The organism is Bacillus lumedeiriae, assembly GCF_044891285.1.
In the GTDB taxonomy this organism is placed as follows: Bacteria; Bacillota; Bacilli; order Bacillales; family Domibacillaceae; genus Pseudobacillus; species Pseudobacillus lumedeiriae.
In genome coordinates this window covers 123,681-142,036 of sequence record NZ_JAUIYO010000004.1, presented here as the reverse complement: position 1 = coordinate 142,036, position 18,356 = coordinate 123,681, and the positions used below count along the sequence as shown (strand labels likewise).

The 18,356-nt window shown below is 43.3% G+C and carries 22 protein-coding genes; 13 read left to right on the top strand and 9 right to left on the bottom strand.

The window, feature by feature from the left end; all coding sequences use genetic code 11:
* The first annotated feature begins 371 nt into the window (after positions 1-371).
* On the top strand, positions 372-1,685 hold the full coding sequence (gene ilvA / locus QYG89_RS08300; RefSeq protein ID WP_404316487.1) for a threonine ammonia-lyase IlvA: 1,314 nt from the start codon (positions 372-374) through the stop codon (positions 1,683-1,685).
* A 41-nt stretch (positions 1,686-1,726) separates the two neighbouring features.
* On the opposite strand, the gene bshB2 is transcribed toward ilvA, so the two are convergent.
* The 3 genes from bshB2 to pdxK form a co-directional block, all read right to left on the bottom strand.
* On the bottom strand, positions 1,727-2,428 hold the full coding sequence (bshB2, locus tag QYG89_RS08295; RefSeq protein ID WP_404316484.1) for a bacillithiol biosynthesis deacetylase BshB2: 702 nt from the start codon (positions 2,426-2,428) through the stop codon (positions 1,727-1,729).
* 22 nt (positions 2,429-2,450) lie between these two features.
* Positions 2,451-2,798, bottom strand: a complete 348-nt coding sequence (locus tag QYG89_RS08290; RefSeq protein WP_404316481.1) for a YojF family protein — start codon at positions 2,796-2,798, stop codon at positions 2,451-2,453.
* 110 nt (positions 2,799-2,908) lie between these two features.
* Entirely contained in the window at positions 2,909-3,718 is an 810-nt protein-coding gene (gene pdxK, locus QYG89_RS08285) for a pyridoxine/pyridoxal/pyridoxamine kinase (RefSeq protein WP_404316479.1), read from the bottom strand.
* Positions 3,719-4,008: 290 nt separating this feature from the next.
* Here pdxK and QYG89_RS08280 point away from each other — a divergent pair, with 290 nt between their 5' ends.
* The 4 genes from QYG89_RS08280 (at position 4,009) to QYG89_RS08265 (ending at position 5,674) form a co-directional block, all read left to right on the top strand.
* Positions 4,009-4,689 (top strand): uracil-DNA glycosylase, encoded by a 681-nt coding sequence (locus tag QYG89_RS08280; RefSeq protein ID WP_404316476.1) that lies wholly within the window; start codon positions 4,009-4,011, stop codon positions 4,687-4,689.
* A 149-nt stretch (positions 4,690-4,838) separates the two neighbouring features.
* Entirely contained in the window at positions 4,839-5,012 is a 174-nt protein-coding gene (locus QYG89_RS08275; protein ID WP_404316472.1) for a uracil-DNA glycosylase, read from the top strand.
* A gap of 16 nt (positions 5,013-5,028) precedes the next feature.
* Complete coding sequence (locus QYG89_RS08270) at positions 5,029-5,295, top strand: YwdI family protein (RefSeq protein ID WP_404316470.1); 267 nt, start codon at positions 5,029-5,031, stop codon at positions 5,293-5,295.
* A gap of 10 nt (positions 5,296-5,305) precedes the next feature.
* The gene (locus tag QYG89_RS08265) at positions 5,306-5,674 is read left to right on the top strand and encodes a DUF423 domain-containing protein (protein WP_404316468.1); all 369 of its coding nucleotides are present in this window, start codon (positions 5,306-5,308) and stop codon (positions 5,672-5,674) included.
* A gap of 68 nt (positions 5,675-5,742) precedes the next feature.
* Here the strand turns inward: QYG89_RS08265 and gerQ are convergent, their stop codons facing one another.
* Together gerQ and hemQ are read right to left on the bottom strand one after the other, a co-directional pair.
* The gene (gene gerQ, locus QYG89_RS08260) at positions 5,743-6,201 is read right to left on the bottom strand and encodes a spore coat protein GerQ (protein ID WP_404316592.1); all 459 of its coding nucleotides are present in this window, start codon (positions 6,199-6,201) and stop codon (positions 5,743-5,745) included.
* Positions 6,202-6,460: 259 nt separating this feature from the next.
* Positions 6,461-7,207, bottom strand: coding sequence for a hydrogen peroxide-dependent heme synthase (hemQ, locus tag QYG89_RS08255; protein ID WP_404316466.1), 747 nt, complete (start codon positions 7,205-7,207; stop codon positions 6,461-6,463).
* Between the two features lie 183 nt (positions 7,208-7,390).
* Here hemQ and pta point away from each other — a divergent pair, with 183 nt between their 5' ends.
* Positions 7,391-8,365, top strand: a complete 975-nt coding sequence (pta, locus tag QYG89_RS08250; protein ID WP_404316464.1) for a phosphate acetyltransferase — start codon at positions 7,391-7,393, stop codon at positions 8,363-8,365.
* 60 nt (positions 8,366-8,425) lie between these two features.
* Positions 8,426-9,265: a lipoate--protein ligase family protein gene (locus tag QYG89_RS08245; protein WP_404316462.1), complete on the top strand. Its 840-nt coding sequence runs from the start codon at positions 8,426-8,428 to the stop codon at positions 9,263-9,265.
* Between the two features lie 298 nt (positions 9,266-9,563).
* Here the strand turns inward: QYG89_RS08245 and QYG89_RS08240 are convergent, their stop codons facing one another.
* Positions 9,564-10,256: an RsfA family transcriptional regulator gene (locus QYG89_RS08240; protein WP_404316459.1), complete on the bottom strand. Its 693-nt coding sequence runs from the start codon at positions 10,254-10,256 to the stop codon at positions 9,564-9,566.
* Positions 10,257-10,474: 218 nt separating this feature from the next.
* Between QYG89_RS08240 and QYG89_RS08235 the strand changes: the two genes are divergently transcribed.
* From QYG89_RS08235 to QYG89_RS08225, 3 genes are all read left to right on the top strand, one after another.
* The gene (locus QYG89_RS08235) at positions 10,475-10,699 is read left to right on the top strand and encodes a DUF1450 domain-containing protein (RefSeq protein ID WP_404316457.1); all 225 of its coding nucleotides are present in this window, start codon (positions 10,475-10,477) and stop codon (positions 10,697-10,699) included.
* Between the two features lie 348 nt (positions 10,700-11,047).
* Positions 11,048-12,346, top strand: coding sequence for an HD domain-containing protein (locus QYG89_RS08230; RefSeq protein WP_404316455.1), 1,299 nt, complete (start codon positions 11,048-11,050; stop codon positions 12,344-12,346).
* Positions 12,347-12,414: 68 nt separating this feature from the next.
* Entirely contained in the window at positions 12,415-12,924 is a 510-nt protein-coding gene (locus tag QYG89_RS08225) for a YwgA family protein (protein WP_404316453.1), read from the top strand.
* Between the two features lie 51 nt (positions 12,925-12,975).
* Here the strand turns inward: QYG89_RS08225 and QYG89_RS08220 are convergent, their stop codons facing one another.
* Entirely contained in the window at positions 12,976-13,164 is a 189-nt protein-coding gene (locus QYG89_RS08220) for a 2-hydroxymuconate tautomerase (RefSeq protein WP_404316451.1), read from the bottom strand.
* Positions 13,165-13,307: 143 nt separating this feature from the next.
* On the opposite strand from QYG89_RS08220, the gene QYG89_RS08215 reads away from it, so the two are divergent.
* Together QYG89_RS08215 and QYG89_RS08210 are read left to right on the top strand one after the other, a co-directional pair.
* Positions 13,308-13,952: a site-2 protease family protein gene (locus QYG89_RS08215; protein ID WP_404316449.1), complete on the top strand. Its 645-nt coding sequence runs from the start codon at positions 13,308-13,310 to the stop codon at positions 13,950-13,952.
* A 29-nt stretch (positions 13,953-13,981) separates the two neighbouring features.
* Positions 13,982-14,488 carry a YwhD family protein gene (locus QYG89_RS08210; protein ID WP_404316447.1) on the top strand — a complete coding sequence of 169 codons (507 nt, stop codon included), beginning with the start codon at positions 13,982-13,984 and terminating at the stop codon, positions 14,486-14,488.
* 330 nt (positions 14,489-14,818) lie between these two features.
* Here the strand turns inward: QYG89_RS08210 and QYG89_RS08205 are convergent, their stop codons facing one another.
* Both QYG89_RS08205 and QYG89_RS08200 read right to left on the bottom strand, forming a co-directional pair.
* Complete coding sequence (locus tag QYG89_RS08205) at positions 14,819-15,289, bottom strand: hypothetical protein (RefSeq protein WP_404316446.1); 471 nt, start codon at positions 15,287-15,289, stop codon at positions 14,819-14,821.
* On the bottom strand, positions 15,259-17,313 hold the full coding sequence (locus tag QYG89_RS08200) for a transglycosylase domain-containing protein (RefSeq protein WP_404316444.1): 2,055 nt from the start codon (positions 17,311-17,313) through the stop codon (positions 15,259-15,261). The genes QYG89_RS08205 and QYG89_RS08200 overlap by 31 nt, the downstream gene beginning before the upstream one ends.
* 194 nt (positions 17,314-17,507) lie before the next feature.
* On the opposite strand from QYG89_RS08200, the gene speE reads away from it, so the two are divergent.
* On the top strand, positions 17,508-18,338 hold the full coding sequence (speE, locus tag QYG89_RS08195) for a spermidine synthase (protein ID WP_404316442.1): 831 nt from the start codon (positions 17,508-17,510) through the stop codon (positions 18,336-18,338).
* The last annotated feature ends 18 nt before the right edge of the window (positions 18,339-18,356 follow it).

The window sequence follows — 18,356 nt, the reverse complement described above, 5'->3', positions numbered from 1 at the left end:
AAATGCAACCCCTTTCATTATTATTCAAATATATAAAAAATTCGAATCTTTTTTAAGAATATATCATAAAAATCAAGTAATTAAAAGAGAACTATCTAAAAGTTAATAAGATTAAAATAATAATAAAAGGAAGTTGCATATTTAAAAACGAGTATTTTTAAATATGCAAAAATATCGATGGGAAATGAGCGGAACGATCAGTGCATACTGGGGTTTTTGATCAGCTTTCATCTAAATATGGAAAAGGGATGACCCGTGTTTGAGAAGAAAGACGGAAGACGATGTATAAAAATCACTCATCTACGAGGAGAAACTATGTTAAAATGATGGGAGGAAAAGTTTAAATAGATGCCAAGCACTGCTATTCAGCGATGATTTGGTATGTTAAAATAATTTTCAAAATTCAATTAAAGAAGGGGAACATTTTGAGTAAAGCTTTAACGAAAGTAAAAGTAGAAGATATTGTTATGGCAAGCCAAACGTTAAAAGATGTCGCGATCAAAACACCGCTTCAAAAAAATGAACTGCTTTCTGCTCGTTATGGGTGCAATATTTTCTTAAAACGAGAAGACTTGCAAGTGGTTCGTTCATTTAAACTGCGCGGTGCGTACAATTTCATCTACAACTTGCCAGATGAAGAGCGGAAAAAAGGAGTTGTCTGTGCAAGCGCCGGCAACCACGCACAGGGAGTCGCTTTTTCTTGTAAGCAGCTAGGCATAAAAGGGATCATCTTCATGCCGTCTACGACACCGCGGCAAAAAATTTCTCAAGTAGAACTGTTTGGGGGAGAAATGGTAGAAGTCATCTTAACGGGGGATACATTTGATGACTCGTATGAAGCTGCAATGGATTATTGTACGAAAGAAGGAATGGTATTCGTTCATCCATTCGATGCCTATCCTACTATCGCTGGGCAAGGAACAGTCGGGGTAGAAATTATGAATGAAACACCACAGCCGATTGATTATGTCTTTTGTTCCATCGGCGGCGGCGGGCTCGCAGCAGGTGTCGGTTCTTATATGAAAAGCATCAGCCCGCACACGCGCATAATTGGCGTTGAACCGGAAGGCGCTCCCGGCATGAAAACGTCATTGGCGAACGACAAAGTAACAGCTTTAGAATCGATCGATTCTTTTGTTGATGGCGCTGCGGTTAAGCAAGTAGGGAACCTTACGATGGAAGTGTGTAAGGAAGTGCTTGATGGTATCGTGATCGTGCCAGAAGGAAAGGTATGTACGACGATTTTAAAATTGTACAATGAGAATGCAATCATAGCGGAACCAGCTGGTGCTTTATCCATTGCAGCCCTGGATTTTTGCAAAGATGAAATTAAAGGGAAAAACGTAGTCTGCGTGATCAGCGGCGGCAACAACGACATCGACCGCATGCAGGAAATTAAAGAACGATCGCTCATTTATGAAGGGTTGAAGCACTATTTCATCGTTAACTTTCCACAACGTGCCGGCGCCTTGCGAGAGTTTATGCATGAAGTCCTTGGAAAGCAGGACGACATTACCCGTTTTGAATACACAAAACGCACGAACCGTGATGAAGGTCCAGTTCTCGTTGGCATTGAATTAAAATCAAAAGCAGACTATTTGCCGCTTATTCAGCGCATGCAGCAAAAGGGCTTCCCATACATTGAAATTAACAACGATCCGTTTTTATTTAACTTATTGATTTAACCCCAAAGCGCCAGCCCTTTACTAGGCTGGCGCTTTGGTTTTTATATTTCGCTTACTTTGTCGTTGTCCCAGCGGTATAGCCAGAACCGCTCGAATTTAATGCGCTGAACGGTCGCTTCATCATTCTGATCGAGGAGGTTTTTCATTTCTTTCAGCATCCAGGCAGTTTGGGAAATGTGCGCGCGCAGAGCGGCCATTTTTTGTTCAAAAACGCTTGAAATGTCATAGGTGAGATCCGGTTGTCCAAGATCGGAGTCCGTATTGGAAGCAAAGGCAACGAGATGCAGTTTCGGACGTTTTTCTTCTGGAAGACGGCGGATGGCCCGGACAACCGCACGGGCAGTTGCTTCGTGGTCGGGATGGACAGAGAACCCTGGGTAAAAGCTGATAACGAGAGACGGCTTTAATTCATCGAGCAGATCGGATACGAGATCAGCCATTTTGCCGTCATCTTCGAATTCGAGTGTTTTATCACGCAAACCCATCATGCGCAAGTCTTTAATGCCAATGGCTTCTGACGCTTTCTTCAATTCCGCTTTGCGGACATCTGGAAGTGACTCTCGGTTAGTAAATGGCGGATTACCCAAGTTCCGTCCCATTTCTCCCAGTGTCAGACAAGCGTATGTAACCGGCGTTCCTCTTTGCGTGTGAATGGCAATGGTACCGGATACACCGAATGCTTCATCATCTGGATGCGGAAAAATAACGAGTACGTGCTGCTCTTTTTCAATTTCCGTTAACATATGCAAGGCCTCCTTTAGCTGGTTACTTAAACGGCTCTTCGCCTATTTGTAAAGCCACTGCGAGCTTTCCTTCAAAATCGTGGCCCGCTAGAAGCAGTCGGCCTTTTTCATCAAAACCAAAGTGTGTCAAACCTTCAGCATATACCCAGCCAATGCCGAGCTTCAAGCCGACACGGTACGGACCTTCTCCAACTATTTTTCCATGCTCATAGGAAAGTTTCGCATTGCGAATGTAGGCACCTGCTGAAAAAAACTTTTCGTTAAAGTGGGAAGCATATGCTCCATTCGTTGTTTCCATGTGAATGTATACTTCTTTATTAGCAAAGTGATTAATGGATTCTTGGACTTTTTCCACGATAATCGGTTCCACGTTTCTCCACCTCCATACTGATATTAAATATTTTACAAGAAATGAGCAGGGATTGCGAAAAAGAAAAATGAGTCTAAAAGAGGCTGACACTTTGAGTCAGCCTCGTTATGTTAGTTTTTGAATTGATTAAACGCCCCGTGCATGACCGGTCCAACGTAGGCATTCAACTTAAAGCCATGGCGAATCGCTGCGTTGACAAATTCTTTCGCATGAGACACAGCTGTTTTAACATCTTGTCCTTTTGCTAGATTTGCTGTAATGGCAGCAGCGAACGTACAGCCCGCTCCGTGGTTGTAAGTCGTTTTTACTTTTTCTGCTTCAAGTACAGTGAATTCACTTCCGTCATAAAACACGTCGACGGCCTTTTCATGCTCAAGCTGTTTGCCGCCTTTGACGACAACATTTTTAGCACCTAGATCATGAATTTTTTTGGCTGCTTCTTTCATTTGATCTATTGTGCGGATAGGTCCAAGACCAGAAAGCTGTCCTGCTTCAAATAAGTTTGGAGTGACTACCGTTGCGATCGGAAGCAGGAATTCACGCATAGCGACCGGTGCTTCAGGATTTAACACTTCGTCTTCCCCTTTACACACCATTACTGGATCGATGACAACTTTATCTAATCCATTTGATTTGATGTGTTTGGCTGCTATTTCAATAATTTCAGCTGTTGCAAGCATTCCTGTTTTTACAGCGTCAATGCCGACAGACATTGCGGTTTTTAATTGGGCCTCCAATGTATCAATGGATAGAGGGTGTACTCCGTGGCTCCAGTGATTATCGGGATCCATTGTAACAATTGTTGTTAAAGCGGTCATTCCATAAACGCCGTGCTCCTGGAATGTTTTTAAATCCGCTTGAATGCCGGCACCGCCGCTTGTATCTGATCCTGCAATGGTTAATACTTTTTTCATGTCCATGTCGGAAAAAATCCTCCTTTAATTGTGTAGCATATTATAAAAATTAAAACACTTTATACAAGCCTTTTCAAGTGTGCGGCTGTTAAGATAGGAGTAATGAATGAAGATGGAAAGAGCGGGGCAGCCCGCAGCTTGAATAGATTTTTCATTAGATGGGGTATAAAGGAGCTGTAGATCTTTCAGGCTAAAAAGGAATGATCAAAGAGGTGGGAAATGAGCGTTTTTAGCCTGGGCTGTCTTTAGGCGTTCACAATCGCCTTTGTAACGGTGAATGAGAAAGGGTGATTTTTTTGGTAAAGAACATAGTTCAAAACGATTGGGCGGAGCTGCTGGAACCAGAATTCGAGAAGCCGTATTATAAAGAGCTACGTGAGTTTTTGAAGGAAGAATACGCAACGAAAACCATTTATCCCGATATGAATGACATTTACAATGCCCTTCGCTACACGGCTTATAAAGATGTGAAAGTGGTTATTCTTGGCCAGGACCCGTATCATGGACCAGGACAGGCGCATGGATTAAGTTTTTCCGTTCAACCGGATGTCCCGCTGCCGCCATCGCTGCGAAATATTTTTAAAGAACTGCACAGTGATCTCGGTTGTCCGGCCCCTAATAATGGCTATTTGGTTCCGTGGGCAGAGCAGGGGGTGCTTTTGTTAAACACAGTGCTGACGGTGAGGAAGGGAGAAGCGCATTCACATCAAGGAAAAGGATGGGAGAAGCTGACAGATCATATCATTTCTCTAATCAATAGGCGGGAAAAACCCGTTGTATTTATTCTTTGGGGAAAGCCTGCGCAAAAAAAGCTCGCACTTATTGATGAAAAGAAGCATTGCATTATCCAGTCGCCGCATCCAAGCCCGTTATCGGCTTCGAGAGGATTCTTTGGCAGCCAGCCATTCTCCAAAGCGAATGAATGCCTAAAGCGATTTGGCGAACAGCCGATTGTGTGGGAGATTATAGACAAATAAAAGTTTTATATACCGAATTTCGGCAAGTTTCGGCGTTTCACGTGGAACATTGTCAAACGTAGACGGCTTTCGTGATTTTCAAAAAGAATTCTTAGTTCTATTAGATGAAGTTTGCTAAAATGGAAGGTGTGAGGAAGGTGGGCAGATGAATGGAAAAGACAAACTGTTTCCGTTGTAAACATTTTTTTGTCACATGGGATCAGAAAAGTCCACGCGGCTGCCGGGCATATGGTTTTAAATCAAAACAGCTGCCGTCGGTCATTGTGCTGCAGGCTTCTGGCTCGCCTTGCTACAAATTTTCAACTAAGCCCGGCAAACAGTAGCAGGAGGTATGTGTACATGAACATTTCCCATTTGTCTGTATTGAATAAAATAGAGGAAGAAATAAGGCAGGCAAGATCGGCCGAAAAAAGCAGTACGATGAAGAAGCATGTCTATACGATTCGGACGCTGTGCGAGATGCTGCTTGATGAAGTGAATGCAGCAGGGGAAGAAACGGTCCCGGCTGCATCGATGCCGCTGCGCCAGTCGGCTCCGCAGTTCAATCGAGCGGAAAAGCTGCAAGCGGACGATGGTGCAAATGGCGACTCTATATTTGACTTTTAAGGAGAAGGAAATGAAGCTATTTATTATTTTAGGAGCAATTAACGCATTTTTATCTGTAGCACTCGGTGCGTTCGGTGCTCATGGATTAGAAGGAAAAGTGGAACCGAGGTATTTGGACATTTGGAAAACAGGTGTACATTATCAAATGTTTCATGCGGCTGGCATGATTTTAGTAGGTATTCTCATAGGGCAGGTTCAAGTAAGTTCACTGCTGAATTGGTCAGGCTGGATGATGCTGGTTGGAACTATTATTTTCTCAGGCAGTTTGTATGCACTCACGTTATCAGGAGTAAAAGTGCTCGGAGCGATTACACCGATCGGCGGTGTTGCTTTTTTAGCAGGCTGGGTACTGCTCGTTTTAGCTGCGATGAAACTCTAATAAAAAAGGCTGACTCTTTGATTTTGAGTCAGCCTTTTTCAACGTATTAGCCTTTCTATTTTTCAAATTTATCGAGGCGGGTAAGTAGCTAGTGATGTACCTGGGCCGCTGCCTCCGCTAAATGGATATTGATACTCAATCGGCTCATCGAATGTTACATAGTCCACATAGACCATTGGCAGCAAAATGCGCTTTCCAGTTTGAGGTTCACTTAAGATTAAATGATCGCGTCCAGCAGCCTCAATGATTCCTTTGAAAATCTTGGCGTTCCATTCGCGGTTATTTTCAAATGTGGCATAAACAGAAACTAATTTTCCGCGATTAAGACGCAGAATATTTTCTATATATGACTGTTCTGAAGGAAGCATGCCAGGCACGTCTATTCCACCGCTTGGAGTAGTTGCACCGCCCATGCCTGCAGGGGGCATCATAGTCGTACCGCCTGTGCCTGCGGGAGGCATCATTGGAATGGGGGAGGAACTGTACATCGGTCTTGGCTGGTAATAATAAGCCGGCATACTATACATGTAAGGATTAGCAGTTGATTGATTCACGAGAACCCTCCTTGAACGAATAAGTTTTTCAAATCGCTTGTCAGTTAATATGTATGTACAAATTTACGATTCATGACAAAAGAAAAAGCCTTTTCTGCAAAAATCAGAAAAGGCTTCGCGTCTTGAAAGACAAACATTTTCAATCAATCTGAATGTAGTTTTGTCTGCTTATAAAAATCAAAAAGGGCTCCAGGCTGTCAGCAAAACGCGCTTTCTTCGCTGCCTGCCTTTATTAATTAATGTGAAGCATCTGCTCTAGTTTAGAGTGGTCAAGCAGGTTACCGACGAAGAATGTGCCGAATTCGCCGTAGCGGGCGCTGACTTCATCAAAACGCATTTCATAAATGAGTTTTTTGAACTGAAGGACATCGTCAGCAAACAATGTAACACCCCATTCATAATCGTCAAAGCCAACAGAGCCGGTAATGATTTGTTTAACTTTTCCGGCATATTGACGGCCGATCATGCCGTGGCTGCGCATAAGTTTTCCGCGTTCTTCCATCGGAAGCATGTACCAGTTGTCTTCGCCTTGACGGCGCTTGTCCATTGGATAGAAGCAAATATGTTTCGCTCTTGGAAGTTCAGGGTACAGGCGGGCACGTATTTGTGGATTTTGGTACGGATCTTCGTCGCCAGCCAAGTAGTTGCTCAGCTCAACAACAGATACGTAAGAATAACCTGGAATCGTATACTCCGCAATTTTCAGCTTATTGAATTCCGTTTCAATAACATTTAATTCTTCCATCGTTGGACGAAGAATCATCAACATAAAGTCGGCTTTTTGACCGACAACGCTATAGAATGCATGACTGCCTTCATTTGCTTCGTGAGCTACATTCAATTTATCAAGAAATTTTTCGAATTCATGAATGGCTGTTTGACGCTCATCACTTGAAAGCATCTTCCAAGTCGTCCAGTCGATCAGGCGAAAATCATGAAGACAATACCAGCCATCGATTGTTTTTGCTGCTTCACTCATGTTATTCACTCTCCTAGTATGTAAATGTTTTCAATAGTTACTATAACATACATTGACAGACAATTCACAAAAGGGCTTTGACAGCGGTGTGAACATGCTTGTTGGAAAAATCATGATAAAACGTGTTTTTCATTCTTAAAATCATGTATGCTGAACATATCAATATGCAAGGGGGAAGAAAGAATGAGCGATTTGTTTACTGTTTTAACGAACAAAGTTTCTGGGAAAGAATTAAAAGTTGTTTTTCCGGAAGGGCTTGATGAGCGTGTGCTATCAGCTGCCGGCCGGCTTGCGAAAGAAAACTTGCTGATACCCGTGTTAATCGGAAATGAAACAGACATACAACAAAAAGCTTCAGAGCTGGATGTGGATACGGCCGGCTTGGAAATTGTCGATCCGAAAAGCGACAGCCGAATTGATGAACTCATTCAGTCATTTGTTGAGCGCCGCAGCGGCAAAGTAACAGAGGAAGAAGCTCGCCAAATTTTAATGGATGAAAATTATTTCGGCACGATGCTCGTTTATAAAGGATATGCCGACGGGCTCGTCAGCGGAGCTGCTCATTCGACAGCGGATACCGTTCGCCCAGCTTTGCAGATTATTAAAACGAAGCAAGGCGTGAAAAAGACGTCTGGTGTATTCATTATGGTCCGTGGAGAAGAGAAATATGTGTTTGCTGATTGTGCGATCAATATTGCTCCTGACAGCAGTGACTTAGCCGAAATCGCCCTTGAAAGCGCCAAAACAGCAGAAATGTTTGATATCGTCCCACGAGTAGCCATGCTTAGCTTTTCGACGAAAGGATCAGCGGCATCTGCAGAAACGGAAAAGGCGGCAGAAGCTGTTCGAGTGGCGAAAGAACGGGCGCCTGAATTAATTATTGATGGGGAATTTCAATTTGATGCTGCTTTTGTTCCAGAAGTAGCGAAGAAGAAAGCACCGGAGTCTGTCATTCAAGGAGATGCCAATGTGTTCATCTTTCCAAGTCTAGAAGCAGGGAATATTGGTTATAAAATTGCTCAGCGGCTTGGCGGCTTCGAAGCGGTTGGTCCAATTTTGCAAGGGCTAAATGCACCAGTGAATGATTTGTCCCGCGGCTGCAGCGAAGAGGATGTGTACAAGCTTGCTCTTATTACGGCTGCCCAGTCGCTTAAATAATGCTTAAAGCGTACCGGGCAGCGGCAGCTGTCGTTTGAATGATTGAGAAGGAGATACTTTATGAACGAAACATACGAATTACTTAGTCAGCAGGAATGGCGCCTGATCGATCAATCCAGCCTTGGACCCATGTTCAGTGCACTTCAGTCATTTGCGGCAGATGATACATTGTGTACGTCTGTCGGCGCCGGTTTTAGTCCGCCGACCGCCCGCGCATGGGTGCATCATGATACCGTTGTACTTGGTATTCAAGATACGAGGCTGCCCTATTTGAATGAGGGGATTGATGTCTTGCGTGAAGCGGGCTTTCGTGTCATTGTTCGTAACTCTGGAGGGCTTGCTGTCGTGCTGGATGACGGCGTATTGAATTTGTCACTGATTTTGCCTGACACGGAAAGAGGCATTGATATTGACAGGGGCTATGAAGCGATGCTTATGCTGATCAGACAAATGTTTGCTGACTTCTCCGTGGGAATTGATGCTTATGAAATTATCGGTTCTTATTGTCCGGGAAGCTATGATTTAAGTATAGGCGGGAAGAAGTTTGCCGGCATTTCTCAGCGCCGTATCCGCCGCGGGGTAGCCGTACAAATTTACTTATGCGTAAACGGCAGCGGATCCGAGAGAGCCGCACTGATTCGCCGTTTTTACGAGACTGCCAAAAAATCAGAAGCCACGAGGTGGGACTATCCAGATATTCAGCCGGAAGTAATGGCTTCTTTGTCTGAGCTTTTAGGATGCGAGCTTACTATTCAAGATGTGATGATGCGCTTTTTAACTTCCCTTAATCAGTATGCCGGCCGCTTATACTCAAGCTCATTCGAAGGACAGGAGCTTGAGAGTTATCAGAGTTATTTGCAGCGTGTGACGGAACGCAATGAAAAAGCATTGGAAAATTAACATCACATATTGGATGGTACATGTGGTTCACAAATCCAAAAGCAGTTAGAAATAAAAATAAGGGAGTTGTACCAAAAGTATAACTTTTAGGTGCACCTCTCTTTTTTGTACGGTTTTTTACACTTGTCCGCTGCCTTCCGTTCCAGGCACTTCGCTTTCCCCGCAGGAGTCTTCACGCCTTCCACTCCAACCAACTCAGTGAAAAATAATCGTTTGAACTTTGGCGGAAAAGCCTAAAGAAAAAAGCTGACCCTAAAGAGTCGTTTTTAACGACCTTTTGGATCAGCTCCTTGTACATTTATTCAGCCATTTTTTCTAAGTTTCCGTTACGATCCATTTTGAAAGCGGTGGAATTCGGCTCTTCTTCATCAAAAAGAACGAGCTTGCGGGCGCGGTTCATGATTTTCATTAGTGTTTCATAGTCTTCCTGCATGGTGACAGAGTTTTCCTCAAGTTCACGAATCGTTTCTTCCAGTTTCGCTTTCTCTTTCGTTAACTCTTCCACTTCTTGTTTTAATCTCGCATTCTCTTGTTTTAGCCGATCAGACTGGTAGGTCGTGCCGGAGACAGTTTGTAAGAAAGCAATGACTTTTTCCATCGACAGGTCTCCAGTGCTGATAGGTGATGAGGAATAAGACAATGGTTCTGTAGCGATTTCTATGTCGTTAGAGAGCGGTAAAGACATGGCTTCTACTTCTTCAAGGGAAGGAACAGGCGGTTGATACAATAGCTTTTTCTTGCCTCCTTGTTCCTTGCCGAGCAGACGATTGCGCTGTTTTCGTTGTTTTTTCGCAAGGGCGAGCGCTTTTTCATATTGATGGCGGACTACTGCATTCCAACGGAAACCGCAGGCAGCAGATGTGCGGTTTAATTGATCTCCTACTTCCTCAAACGCATTCAGCTGTGTACTGCCTTCACGAACATGACGCAAGACCGTTTCAGCGAGCAAAAGGTCATTTTCCTCCGACCATGCATCTTGTCTATTTTTCATTACAGTCAACTCCTTATTTTATTAAAAGTTTGATTACTGACAGGATGATCCAAATACGTTAGATTTATACCAATATGAAAAAATAATTTTTTTCTGCTAGTTTCCCTGTTTAGCCGGCGCACTATCGTTTTAGCATTGATCCGGGTACTTGCCAACAAGCATTTTTCGATGTAAAATACCGTTTAGCTTAACCTTATTCAAGAAAGGATTGTATATAGATGGCAAACGAATTTCGAGTTTGTGAGGACTGCCAGGCAGTTAACTTGAAAACTCTTGTGCCAAGGCTGAAGAGCGTCGATCCAGAAGCGAAAATTGACGTAGCCTGCCAGTCTTACTGTGGACCTGGTCGTAAAAAGACCTTTACCTTTGTCAATAATCGGCCGGTTGCTGCCTTAACAGAAGAAGAGTTAATGGAAAAAGTAAAGAAAAAGCTAAAGAGATAAAGATCAATCACCTGTCGTTTGTTGGATGAGGTGATTTTTTGTTTCAGTCATGATCACTTTGAAAGCTGTGAATCGTTAGATAAGTGATCATATCTGCATCCCATATCGTACTCAGTTTCTTGAGGCTATAGATCAAACGGAAGATATGACGGGCAGCGGCTGTTTGATGCGTCTGCCTTTTAATTACGGGGAATCGGCAGGCTTTTATGTTTTTGTCTTATTCGACAAAGAGAATATAGAGATCCCTCTTTATTTCACTATATGCAAGGGACCAGCTGTTTCTTCCTCCTAACTTCATAATTTTTCCGTTATAATAGAGATAGGAATGAGCACGAATGGGGGGATAAAATGGAATATTCAAAGAGCAAGCTAGAAGAAGAGAAAGTATTTAAAGACCCTGTTCACCGTTATGTCCACGTTCGGGATTTAGTTATTTGGGATTTAATCGGTACGAAGGAGTTTCAGCGTCTGCGTCGAATTCGTCAGCTTGGAACGACATACTTGACTTTTCATGGAGCGGAACATAGCCGTTTTAATCATTCGCTCGGCGTATATGAAATCGTTCGGCGCATTGTGGATGATGTGTTCGCTGGGCGCCAGGAATGGAACACGGAAGATCGCTTGTTGTCTTTGTGCGCCGCTCTGCTGCATGATGTCGGACATGGACCATTTTCGCATTCATTTGAAAAAGTCTTTCATCTTGACCATGAGGAATTTACAAAAAAGATCATTCTCGGTGAAACCGAAGTCAATGCTGTTTTATCAAGAGTATCCGAAGGTTTTCCGAAACAAGTAGCGGAAGTGATTGGCAAAACACATGAAAATAAGCTTGTCGTCAGTCTTATATCAAGTCAGATCGATGCTGACCGTATGGATTATTTACAGCGAGATGCCTATTTTACTGGAGTCAGCTATGGTCACTTTGACATGGAAAGACTGCTGCGAGTCATGCGGCCGCGTGAGGATCAAGTTGTATTTAAACAAAGTGGGATGCATGCTGTAGAAGATTACATTATGAGCCGCTATCAAATGTACTGGCAAGTGTATTTCCATCCGGTGACGCGCAGTGCCGAAGTGCTGCTGTCGAAAACGCTGCATCGTGCGAAAGAGCTCGATCGGCAAGGCTATACATTTACACATGCGCCAAGACATTTCTATTCTATCTTTAAGGAACAGTATATTCTTGAAGACTATTTAAAGCTCGATGAAGCCGTGATGTTTTATTATTTTCAAGTTTGGCAGGAAGAGAAAGATCCGATTTTAAGTGATTTATGCCGCCGGTTCGTCAACCGGAATTTGTTTAAGTATGTAGAATTCGATCCCGCGAAAGAATACCGCAAACATAGCGAACTGGAAGCATTGTTCAAAAAAGCAGGCATTGATCCGGAATATTACCTTGTATTCGATTCTTCCTCGGATCTTCCTTATGACTTTTACCGTCCTGGGGAGGAAGAAGAAAGGCTGCCAATTTACTTATTAATGAAAACAGAAGAACTGCGTGAGTTGTCACGTGAATCAGATATCGTTGACGCGATTTCAGGTAAACGAAGAACAGATCATAAGCTGTACTTTCCGGTGGATTTACTAGAGGATGAATCATCGAAGCGCAGCATTAAACGGCAAATCCGATCCATTTTAGAAATTTGACGTCTGAAAAACCTTCGTTATCGGGCGTGTTTTCATTCATTAATCGGATATCGTGGGGGTGAGTAAAGTTGTTGAAAGAACATGCGAAACTGATGGGCGTTTTTGCGGCCTGTGGAGAAATTACCGGAAGAAAGAAATTGCAAAAAATGATTTATATTGCTAAAAAAATCGCTTTTCCTTTTCAGGAGAAGTTTGAATTTCACTTTTATGGCCCCTATTCGGAAGAGCTGACACTGCGTGTGGAAGAGCTGTGCAATATGGAATTTCTTCATGAAGTCCGTGAGAAAAAAGGCGGCTATTATCAGTACCGTTATACGCTGACAGAAGAAGGGGAAACCTTTCTCCGGCATGCGGAAGTGGACATGCCTTATTTAAAGGAAATCGTGACAGAAATGAATGACCAAAGCGCCCGCTTCCTTGAACTCGTATCCACTGTGCTTTACTTTGATACGCTGACACGCGGAGAAGTTGCGGAAAAAATCTTTACCTTAAAAAGAAAACAGCGTTACACAGAAGAAGAAATTAAAGAAGCCTATACCTATATTGAACAATTAAAAGCGGAGAGTGCTCGTACATAAAATAAAGCCCGCTCAGAGGCGGGCTTCATTATGTACGACTAATAAAAGTGATTAGTCTTCATCACTAAATCGTTTACCGCCAACGGCATAATGGTTCTTTGACATTTCTTCAATGAAGACAACGATTTTGTCGACAGGAGCACCAGTTGTTTCCGTAACGGCTGCTGTTACTTTTTCAACGAGGGCCTTTTTTTGTTCTTCCGTGCGGCCTTCGATCATTTTTACAGTTACATAAGGCATATTTTTCACTCCTCTCAATAAATTTGAATCAAGATACAAATAAATTGTATGCTTTTCAAAGAGGACAAGCAATAAGGTAAAGTAAGAATAGGCAGAAAATTTTTACTTAAATAAGGTACAATAACGAAAAAGGGGTTTATCATTTGGAGCGCTTTTTAGCTTTTTCATTACAGGAACTTCCATTTGTCATTATTACGCTAGTAGTGGCCTTTACGTTTCATGAGTTTGCTCATGCGTATGTCGCCTATAAATTTGGAGATGACACAGCGAAAGATCAAGGCCGACTGACGCTTAATCCTGTTCATCACCTTGATCCGATTGGAACGATTTTAATTTTAATTGCGGGCTTTGGCTGGGCGCGCCCTGTGCCGGTAAATCGCAGGAATTTTCAAAACCCCCGTCTTGCCGGGATTTTAGTATCGCTTGCCGGGCCGCTCAGCAACTTTGTCATTGCAGCGATTGCTTACGGAATTTTGTTTTTTTCCGTAGACGTAGGGATGCCGCCATTTTTTATTGATTTATTTAAAATGATGCTTTGGCTGAATGTAGTCTTATTTGTGTTTAACTTGCTGCCGCTGCCGCCGCTGGACGGTTACCGGATCATTGAGGATTTGGTGTCTCCTTCTACCCGGATTAAATTAACTCAGTATGAGCAGTTTGGCACGCTGATTTTTTTAATTATTGTCATTACACCGCTGTACCAATACACGATTCAGCCGATTTTCAGTATCATTTTGCCCGCTGTCATTCAAGGGTTTGATACTGTTTTTATGACATTATTCGGCTAAAATACATCTGAAAGAAAGGAGTATGTTTTATGGATAACAAGCAAAAGATCGGCTTTAATATTATTAAAAATGATCCAATGGATGGCCATAAGGGCTTTGGAAAAGGGGCGCTTTCTCTGGAAAATGTATCACCCGTCTTTATTGACGTCGAGGAAGGGGAAGCTTTTATTGATGTCGGCGCCATGCACGCCCGCAGTGCTGTTGAAAAAGGAATTAAATTTTTGCCGAACAAAGAAGAAGTCCCAGAAGGCGCCAAACCGTTCTGGCTCGTATGGGTAACGGTGGATCACGGGGAAAAAGGGCCTTTTTACGCAGGTGTAACGGCTTGTGAATTGACTGTAAACCGCGAAAAGCGACGTGGCTACAAGTCGCTGCCGGAGCATGTGAACCGGATGGATAAATCATTAAAAAGTCATATTATCGTCGATCATATGGATGCACACTCTAAACAAGTGCTGAAAGCTTTTTTACAAGAACATAATGCGGAGATCTGGGAGAACTCTTCCTCGGAATTAAAAGAAGGATTGACAGAATAATCACCCTTTTAGACAAAGTCTAATGTAGTCACCATCAGCCTGAAGCGGAGGGCCCAGAAGGGGCATGAGCGCCACAGAAAGCGAGTGGCTTTTAATAACTAAAACCTTTTATTTCCTTTTTTGTGAAAGATGTTTGAACGTTTTCTGAAAATTACATTCCCATCTTGCCCAATAACTAGAAAGAAAGTACACTTGAGGTAATGCATAAATTGCATAAGCTAGGACAAGAAAAAGCCCCGGGCCGCACACCCGGGGCTTTTTCTTGCGATTTTTGTATTGTCTAGCTGCAGCGCCTTGCTCCTCCGGTCAAATAACCTTCACCCAATGAAGTCAAAGAGCAACTTCTTTGTGTGAAGAGCATTTGCCTGTCGGAGCAGAACAGGCGCTTCCGCTTTTCGTTTGTCTAGCTGCAGGCGCCATCGGCTCGAGGTCACAAGCCAATCCTCCCAGAAAGGTAAAGAACAGCCTTTCCGTGAGGCTCGTCTTGTGCTTGTCGCCGATAAGCGGGCGCCTTCCGCTTTTCGCTTGTCTAGCTCCGCCTCCTTGTGGCTCGAGGTCATATGCCAGTCTGACTGTATGGCTGAAAAACGCCATTTCGTCAGCCTGGCATATGCTTGTCGCCTCAGAGCAGTCGGCTCCGCTTTTCTTGTCTAGCTGCAGCGCTTTGCTCCTCGGGTCAAATAACCTTCCCCCAATGAAGTCAAAGAGCGCCTTCTTTGGGGGAAGAACATTTGCCTGTCGGAGCAGACCAGGCGCTTCCGCTTTTCGTTTTAAAATATAGGGAAAATCCGTTGTATCCAATTCTCTTCTTTTTCTTTCTTTTGTGGTTTTTTCTTTTTTGGTGAGTGATCTGTGCAGTATTTTTCAGGTTCTGTCCCTTTTATGAAGTACATGTTCCTTGTGACTGGACAGTGGCTGCTCGCTATTTTTCCGTTTTCGGGATTGATCGTGACAGCAGTCACCCCTTTTGGCATAGGGAAGTTTTTTACCCGTTTTCCGTTATGGGCTTCTTCCATAAAGTCAAGCCAGATGGCTTTTGCGTAATGCTTATCGGCCACTTTTTTTATTTCTTTGCCATTATCGTAACCAGTCCATACGCCGGCAGTGATTTGGGGGGTAAAGCCAATCATCCAATAATCATAAGGGGTTGACCCTGATTTGCCAGCATAAGGCCGAGTGGTTTTTGGAGCCATCGAGGCGCCTGTTACATTCGCATAACTGCTTAAATTTTTGTCAAACATTCCCGTCATCATGTGAGTGAGTACAGCTGTCTGTTTTTTATCGAAGCGCTGTTCGCTTTTTGCTTCATGCTCATAGATGACGTCGCCGTTTGCGCTTTCCACTCGTTTAATAAAAACAGGCTCCTCGTATTTTCCGCCATTTGCAATGGTGGCATAGGCGTTGACCATGTCAAGCACACGAACACCTGAAGTGCCGAGTGCAAGGGAAGGCACCGGCTTTAACGGAGTGGAGATACCGAAATGCTCCGCTGTTTTAACGAGTGTCTCAGGCTTTAAAAATAAATTCGTTTTAACGGCATAAATGTTGTCTGAAACAGCGAGCGCCTGTTCCATAGTAATCTCTGCGTTCGCATAACGGTGATTGAAGTTGCTTGGTCGATACATTTCCCGGCCATTGTCGTACTGGAACGTTGTTTTTTCGCTCTTTAACTGAGTCGCCGGTGTATAGCCATTTTCTAGTGCCGCATAATATAAAAACGGCTTAAAAGTGGAACCCGGCTGGCGAACCGCCTGAACAGCCCGATTGTAGGGACTTTCTTTAAAGTCTTTCCCTCCGGATAGGGCGGTCACAAAGTGTGTTTTCGGTTCAATGGAAACGAAAGCAGGCTGTACGTCAGAGTCGTCAGCAATCACTTTTTTAATCGTCTGTTCAGCAATGCGCTGATGTTCCCTGTTCAGTGTCGTGTATACACGTAAACCGCCAAGTGCAATTGTTTGTTCATCCGCACCAAGCTTATCAGCGAGTACTTGTTGAACAGCTTCCCGAAAATAAGGAGCGATTTCTATGTCTGTATGCAAGTGTTCACCGATGATACGGAGTTTTTCGGCACTCGCTCGTCTATGCTGTGATGCTGTAATGACTCCGGACTTTTCCATTTGCTGTAAGATAACATTCTGCCGTTCCTTCGCTTTTGTGAGAGAGGCGAGCGGTGAATAAATAGATGGACCTTTCGGAATACCAGCGAGCATACTTGCTTCCGCCAAGGTCAATGCACTTGCTTTTTTTCCGAAATAAAACTGGCTGGCTGCTTCGATCCCATATGCACCGTGGCCATAATAGATTGTGTTTAAGTAGCCTTCTAAAATTTGTTCTTTCGTATAATTCATTTCAAGCCGCATCGTATACATGGCTTCAGATAGTTTGCGTTTCCATGTCTTATCATGGGAAAGATAAAGATTACGGGCATACTGCTGAGTGATCGTGCTGGCGCCCTGTACTTTTGCCATTGCTTTAATGTCAGCAACAACGGCACCTGCTATCCGTTTGAAGTCAAAACCGTGGTGATCAAAAAACTTTTTATCCTCGACAGCAAGAGTAGCTTGGACCAAATGAGGAGATACTTGATCAAGATTGACCCAATATCTTTTCTCGCTGGCACGGCTTTCACCGATCACTTGTCCATCAGCGGAAAAATAAAGAGTGGACTGTGGTACGGCTACTTCTGGTTCACCCAATAGCCTCATATACAAAAAACCGGCCCCTACAAGCAGCAATGCCGCAGCCAGACTAAAAAATCCAAGAAACAAGCCTGCACGTATCCATTTCACTGTTTTAACATAGCTTGACAGGATCATAATGATCATGTGAGTTTACCTGCCTTAAAAAGAATAATTATAAACATTATGAAAAAATTCTCTCAATTTTAAACGTAAGAAAGGGATATTTTCGCGCGAGGCGGCAGAAAAGGAAAAAATAACTTGAATTTTTGTTGAATTCCACTATACTTTTTTCAGTGCAAATGGAAAGAATATATCATTTGCAGAAAGGAAGAGATGATATGAGCGAACTTTGGTATACAGAAAAGCAAACAGCTAACTTTGGTATTACGATGAAGGTTAAGCGGACATTGCATACAGAGCAAACGGATTTTCAATATTTAGAAATGGCTGAGACAGAAGAGTGGGGAAATATGCTGTTCTTGGACGGCATGGTAATGACTTCGCAAAAAGATGAATTTGTCTATCATGAAATGGTCGCCCACGTGCCGTTATTTACTCACCCGAATCCCGAGAATGTCCTCGTTGTCGGCGGCGGCGATGGCGGTGTCATTCGTGAAGTGTTAAAGCACCCTAGCGTAAAGAAAGCGACACTCGTTGATATTGATGGCAAAGTTATCGAGTTCTCGAAAAAGTTCTTACCGGAAATCGCCGGAGAATTAGAAAATGAACGTGTAGATGTACGCGTAGATGATGGCTTTATGCATATTGCTAATAGTGATAATGAATATGATGTCATCATGGTGGATTCGACAGAGCCAGTAGGACCGGCTGCCAACTTATTTACGAAAGGGTTTTATGCGGGGATTTCAAAGGCGTTGAAAGAAGATGGTATTTTCGTAGCACAGACAGATAATCCGTGGTTTAAAGCGGACTTAATCCGTGAGGTACAGCGCGATGTAAAAGAAATTTTCCCAATTACTCGTTTGTACACAGCGAACATTCCAACGTACCCGAGTGGAATGTGGACATTTACGATTGGTTCTAAAAAGTATGATCCACTCGAAGTAAGCGACGAGCGTTTCCACGAGATTGAAACGAAATATTATACGAAAGAGCTGCATAAAGCGGCATTTGTTTTGCCTAAGTTTGTACAAGATTTAACTAAGTAATCTAGCCGTAAGTTTGAG

Excerpts from the sequence above, each read along its gene's own strand:
- bshB2 (WP_404316484.1), bottom strand. The coding sequence starts at position 2,428 with ATGTTAACGGAAATTGAAAAAGAGCAGCACGTACTCGTTATTTTTCCG.
- ilvA (WP_404316487.1), top strand. The coding sequence starts at position 372 with ATGATTTGGTATGTTAAAATAATTTTCAAAATTCAATTAAAGAAGGGG.
- QYG89_RS08240 (WP_404316459.1), bottom strand. The coding sequence starts at position 10,256 with ATGAAAAATAGACAAGATGCATGGTCGGAGGAAAATGACCTTTTGCTC.
- QYG89_RS08235 (WP_404316457.1), top strand. The coding sequence starts at position 10,475 with ATGGCAAACGAATTTCGAGTTTGTGAGGACTGCCAGGCAGTTAACTTG.
- QYG89_RS08210 (WP_404316447.1), top strand. The coding sequence starts at position 13,982 with ATGGATAACAAGCAAAAGATCGGCTTTAATATTATTAAAAATGATCCA.
- QYG89_RS08270 (WP_404316470.1), top strand. The coding sequence starts at position 5,029 with ATGAACATTTCCCATTTGTCTGTATTGAATAAAATAGAGGAAGAAATA.
- QYG89_RS08245 (WP_404316462.1), top strand. The coding sequence starts at position 8,426 with ATGAACGAAACATACGAATTACTTAGTCAGCAGGAATGGCGCCTGATC.
- speE (WP_404316442.1), top strand. The coding sequence starts at position 17,508 with ATGAGCGAACTTTGGTATACAGAAAAGCAAACAGCTAACTTTGGTATT.
- pta (WP_404316464.1), top strand. The coding sequence starts at position 7,391 with ATGAGCGATTTGTTTACTGTTTTAACGAACAAAGTTTCTGGGAAAGAA.
- QYG89_RS08230 (WP_404316455.1), top strand. The coding sequence starts at position 11,048 with ATGGAATATTCAAAGAGCAAGCTAGAAGAAGAGAAAGTATTTAAAGAC.
- QYG89_RS08275 (WP_404316472.1), top strand. The coding sequence starts at position 4,839 with ATGGAAAAGACAAACTGTTTCCGTTGTAAACATTTTTTTGTCACATGG.
- QYG89_RS08265 (WP_404316468.1), top strand. The coding sequence starts at position 5,306 with ATGAAGCTATTTATTATTTTAGGAGCAATTAACGCATTTTTATCTGTA.
- QYG89_RS08200 (WP_404316444.1), bottom strand. The coding sequence starts at position 17,313 with ATGATCATTATGATCCTGTCAAGCTATGTTAAAACAGTGAAATGGATA.
- gerQ (WP_404316592.1), bottom strand. The coding sequence starts at position 6,201 with ATGTATAGTATGCCGGCTTATTATTACCAGCCAAGACCGATGTACAGT.
- QYG89_RS08220 (WP_404316451.1), bottom strand. The coding sequence starts at position 13,164 with ATGCCTTATGTAACTGTAAAAATGATCGAAGGCCGCACGGAAGAACAA.
- pdxK (WP_404316479.1), bottom strand. The coding sequence starts at position 3,718 with ATGGACATGAAAAAAGTATTAACCATTGCAGGATCAGATACAAGCGGC.
- hemQ (WP_404316466.1), bottom strand. The coding sequence starts at position 7,207 with ATGAGTGAAGCAGCAAAAACAATCGATGGCTGGTATTGTCTTCATGAT.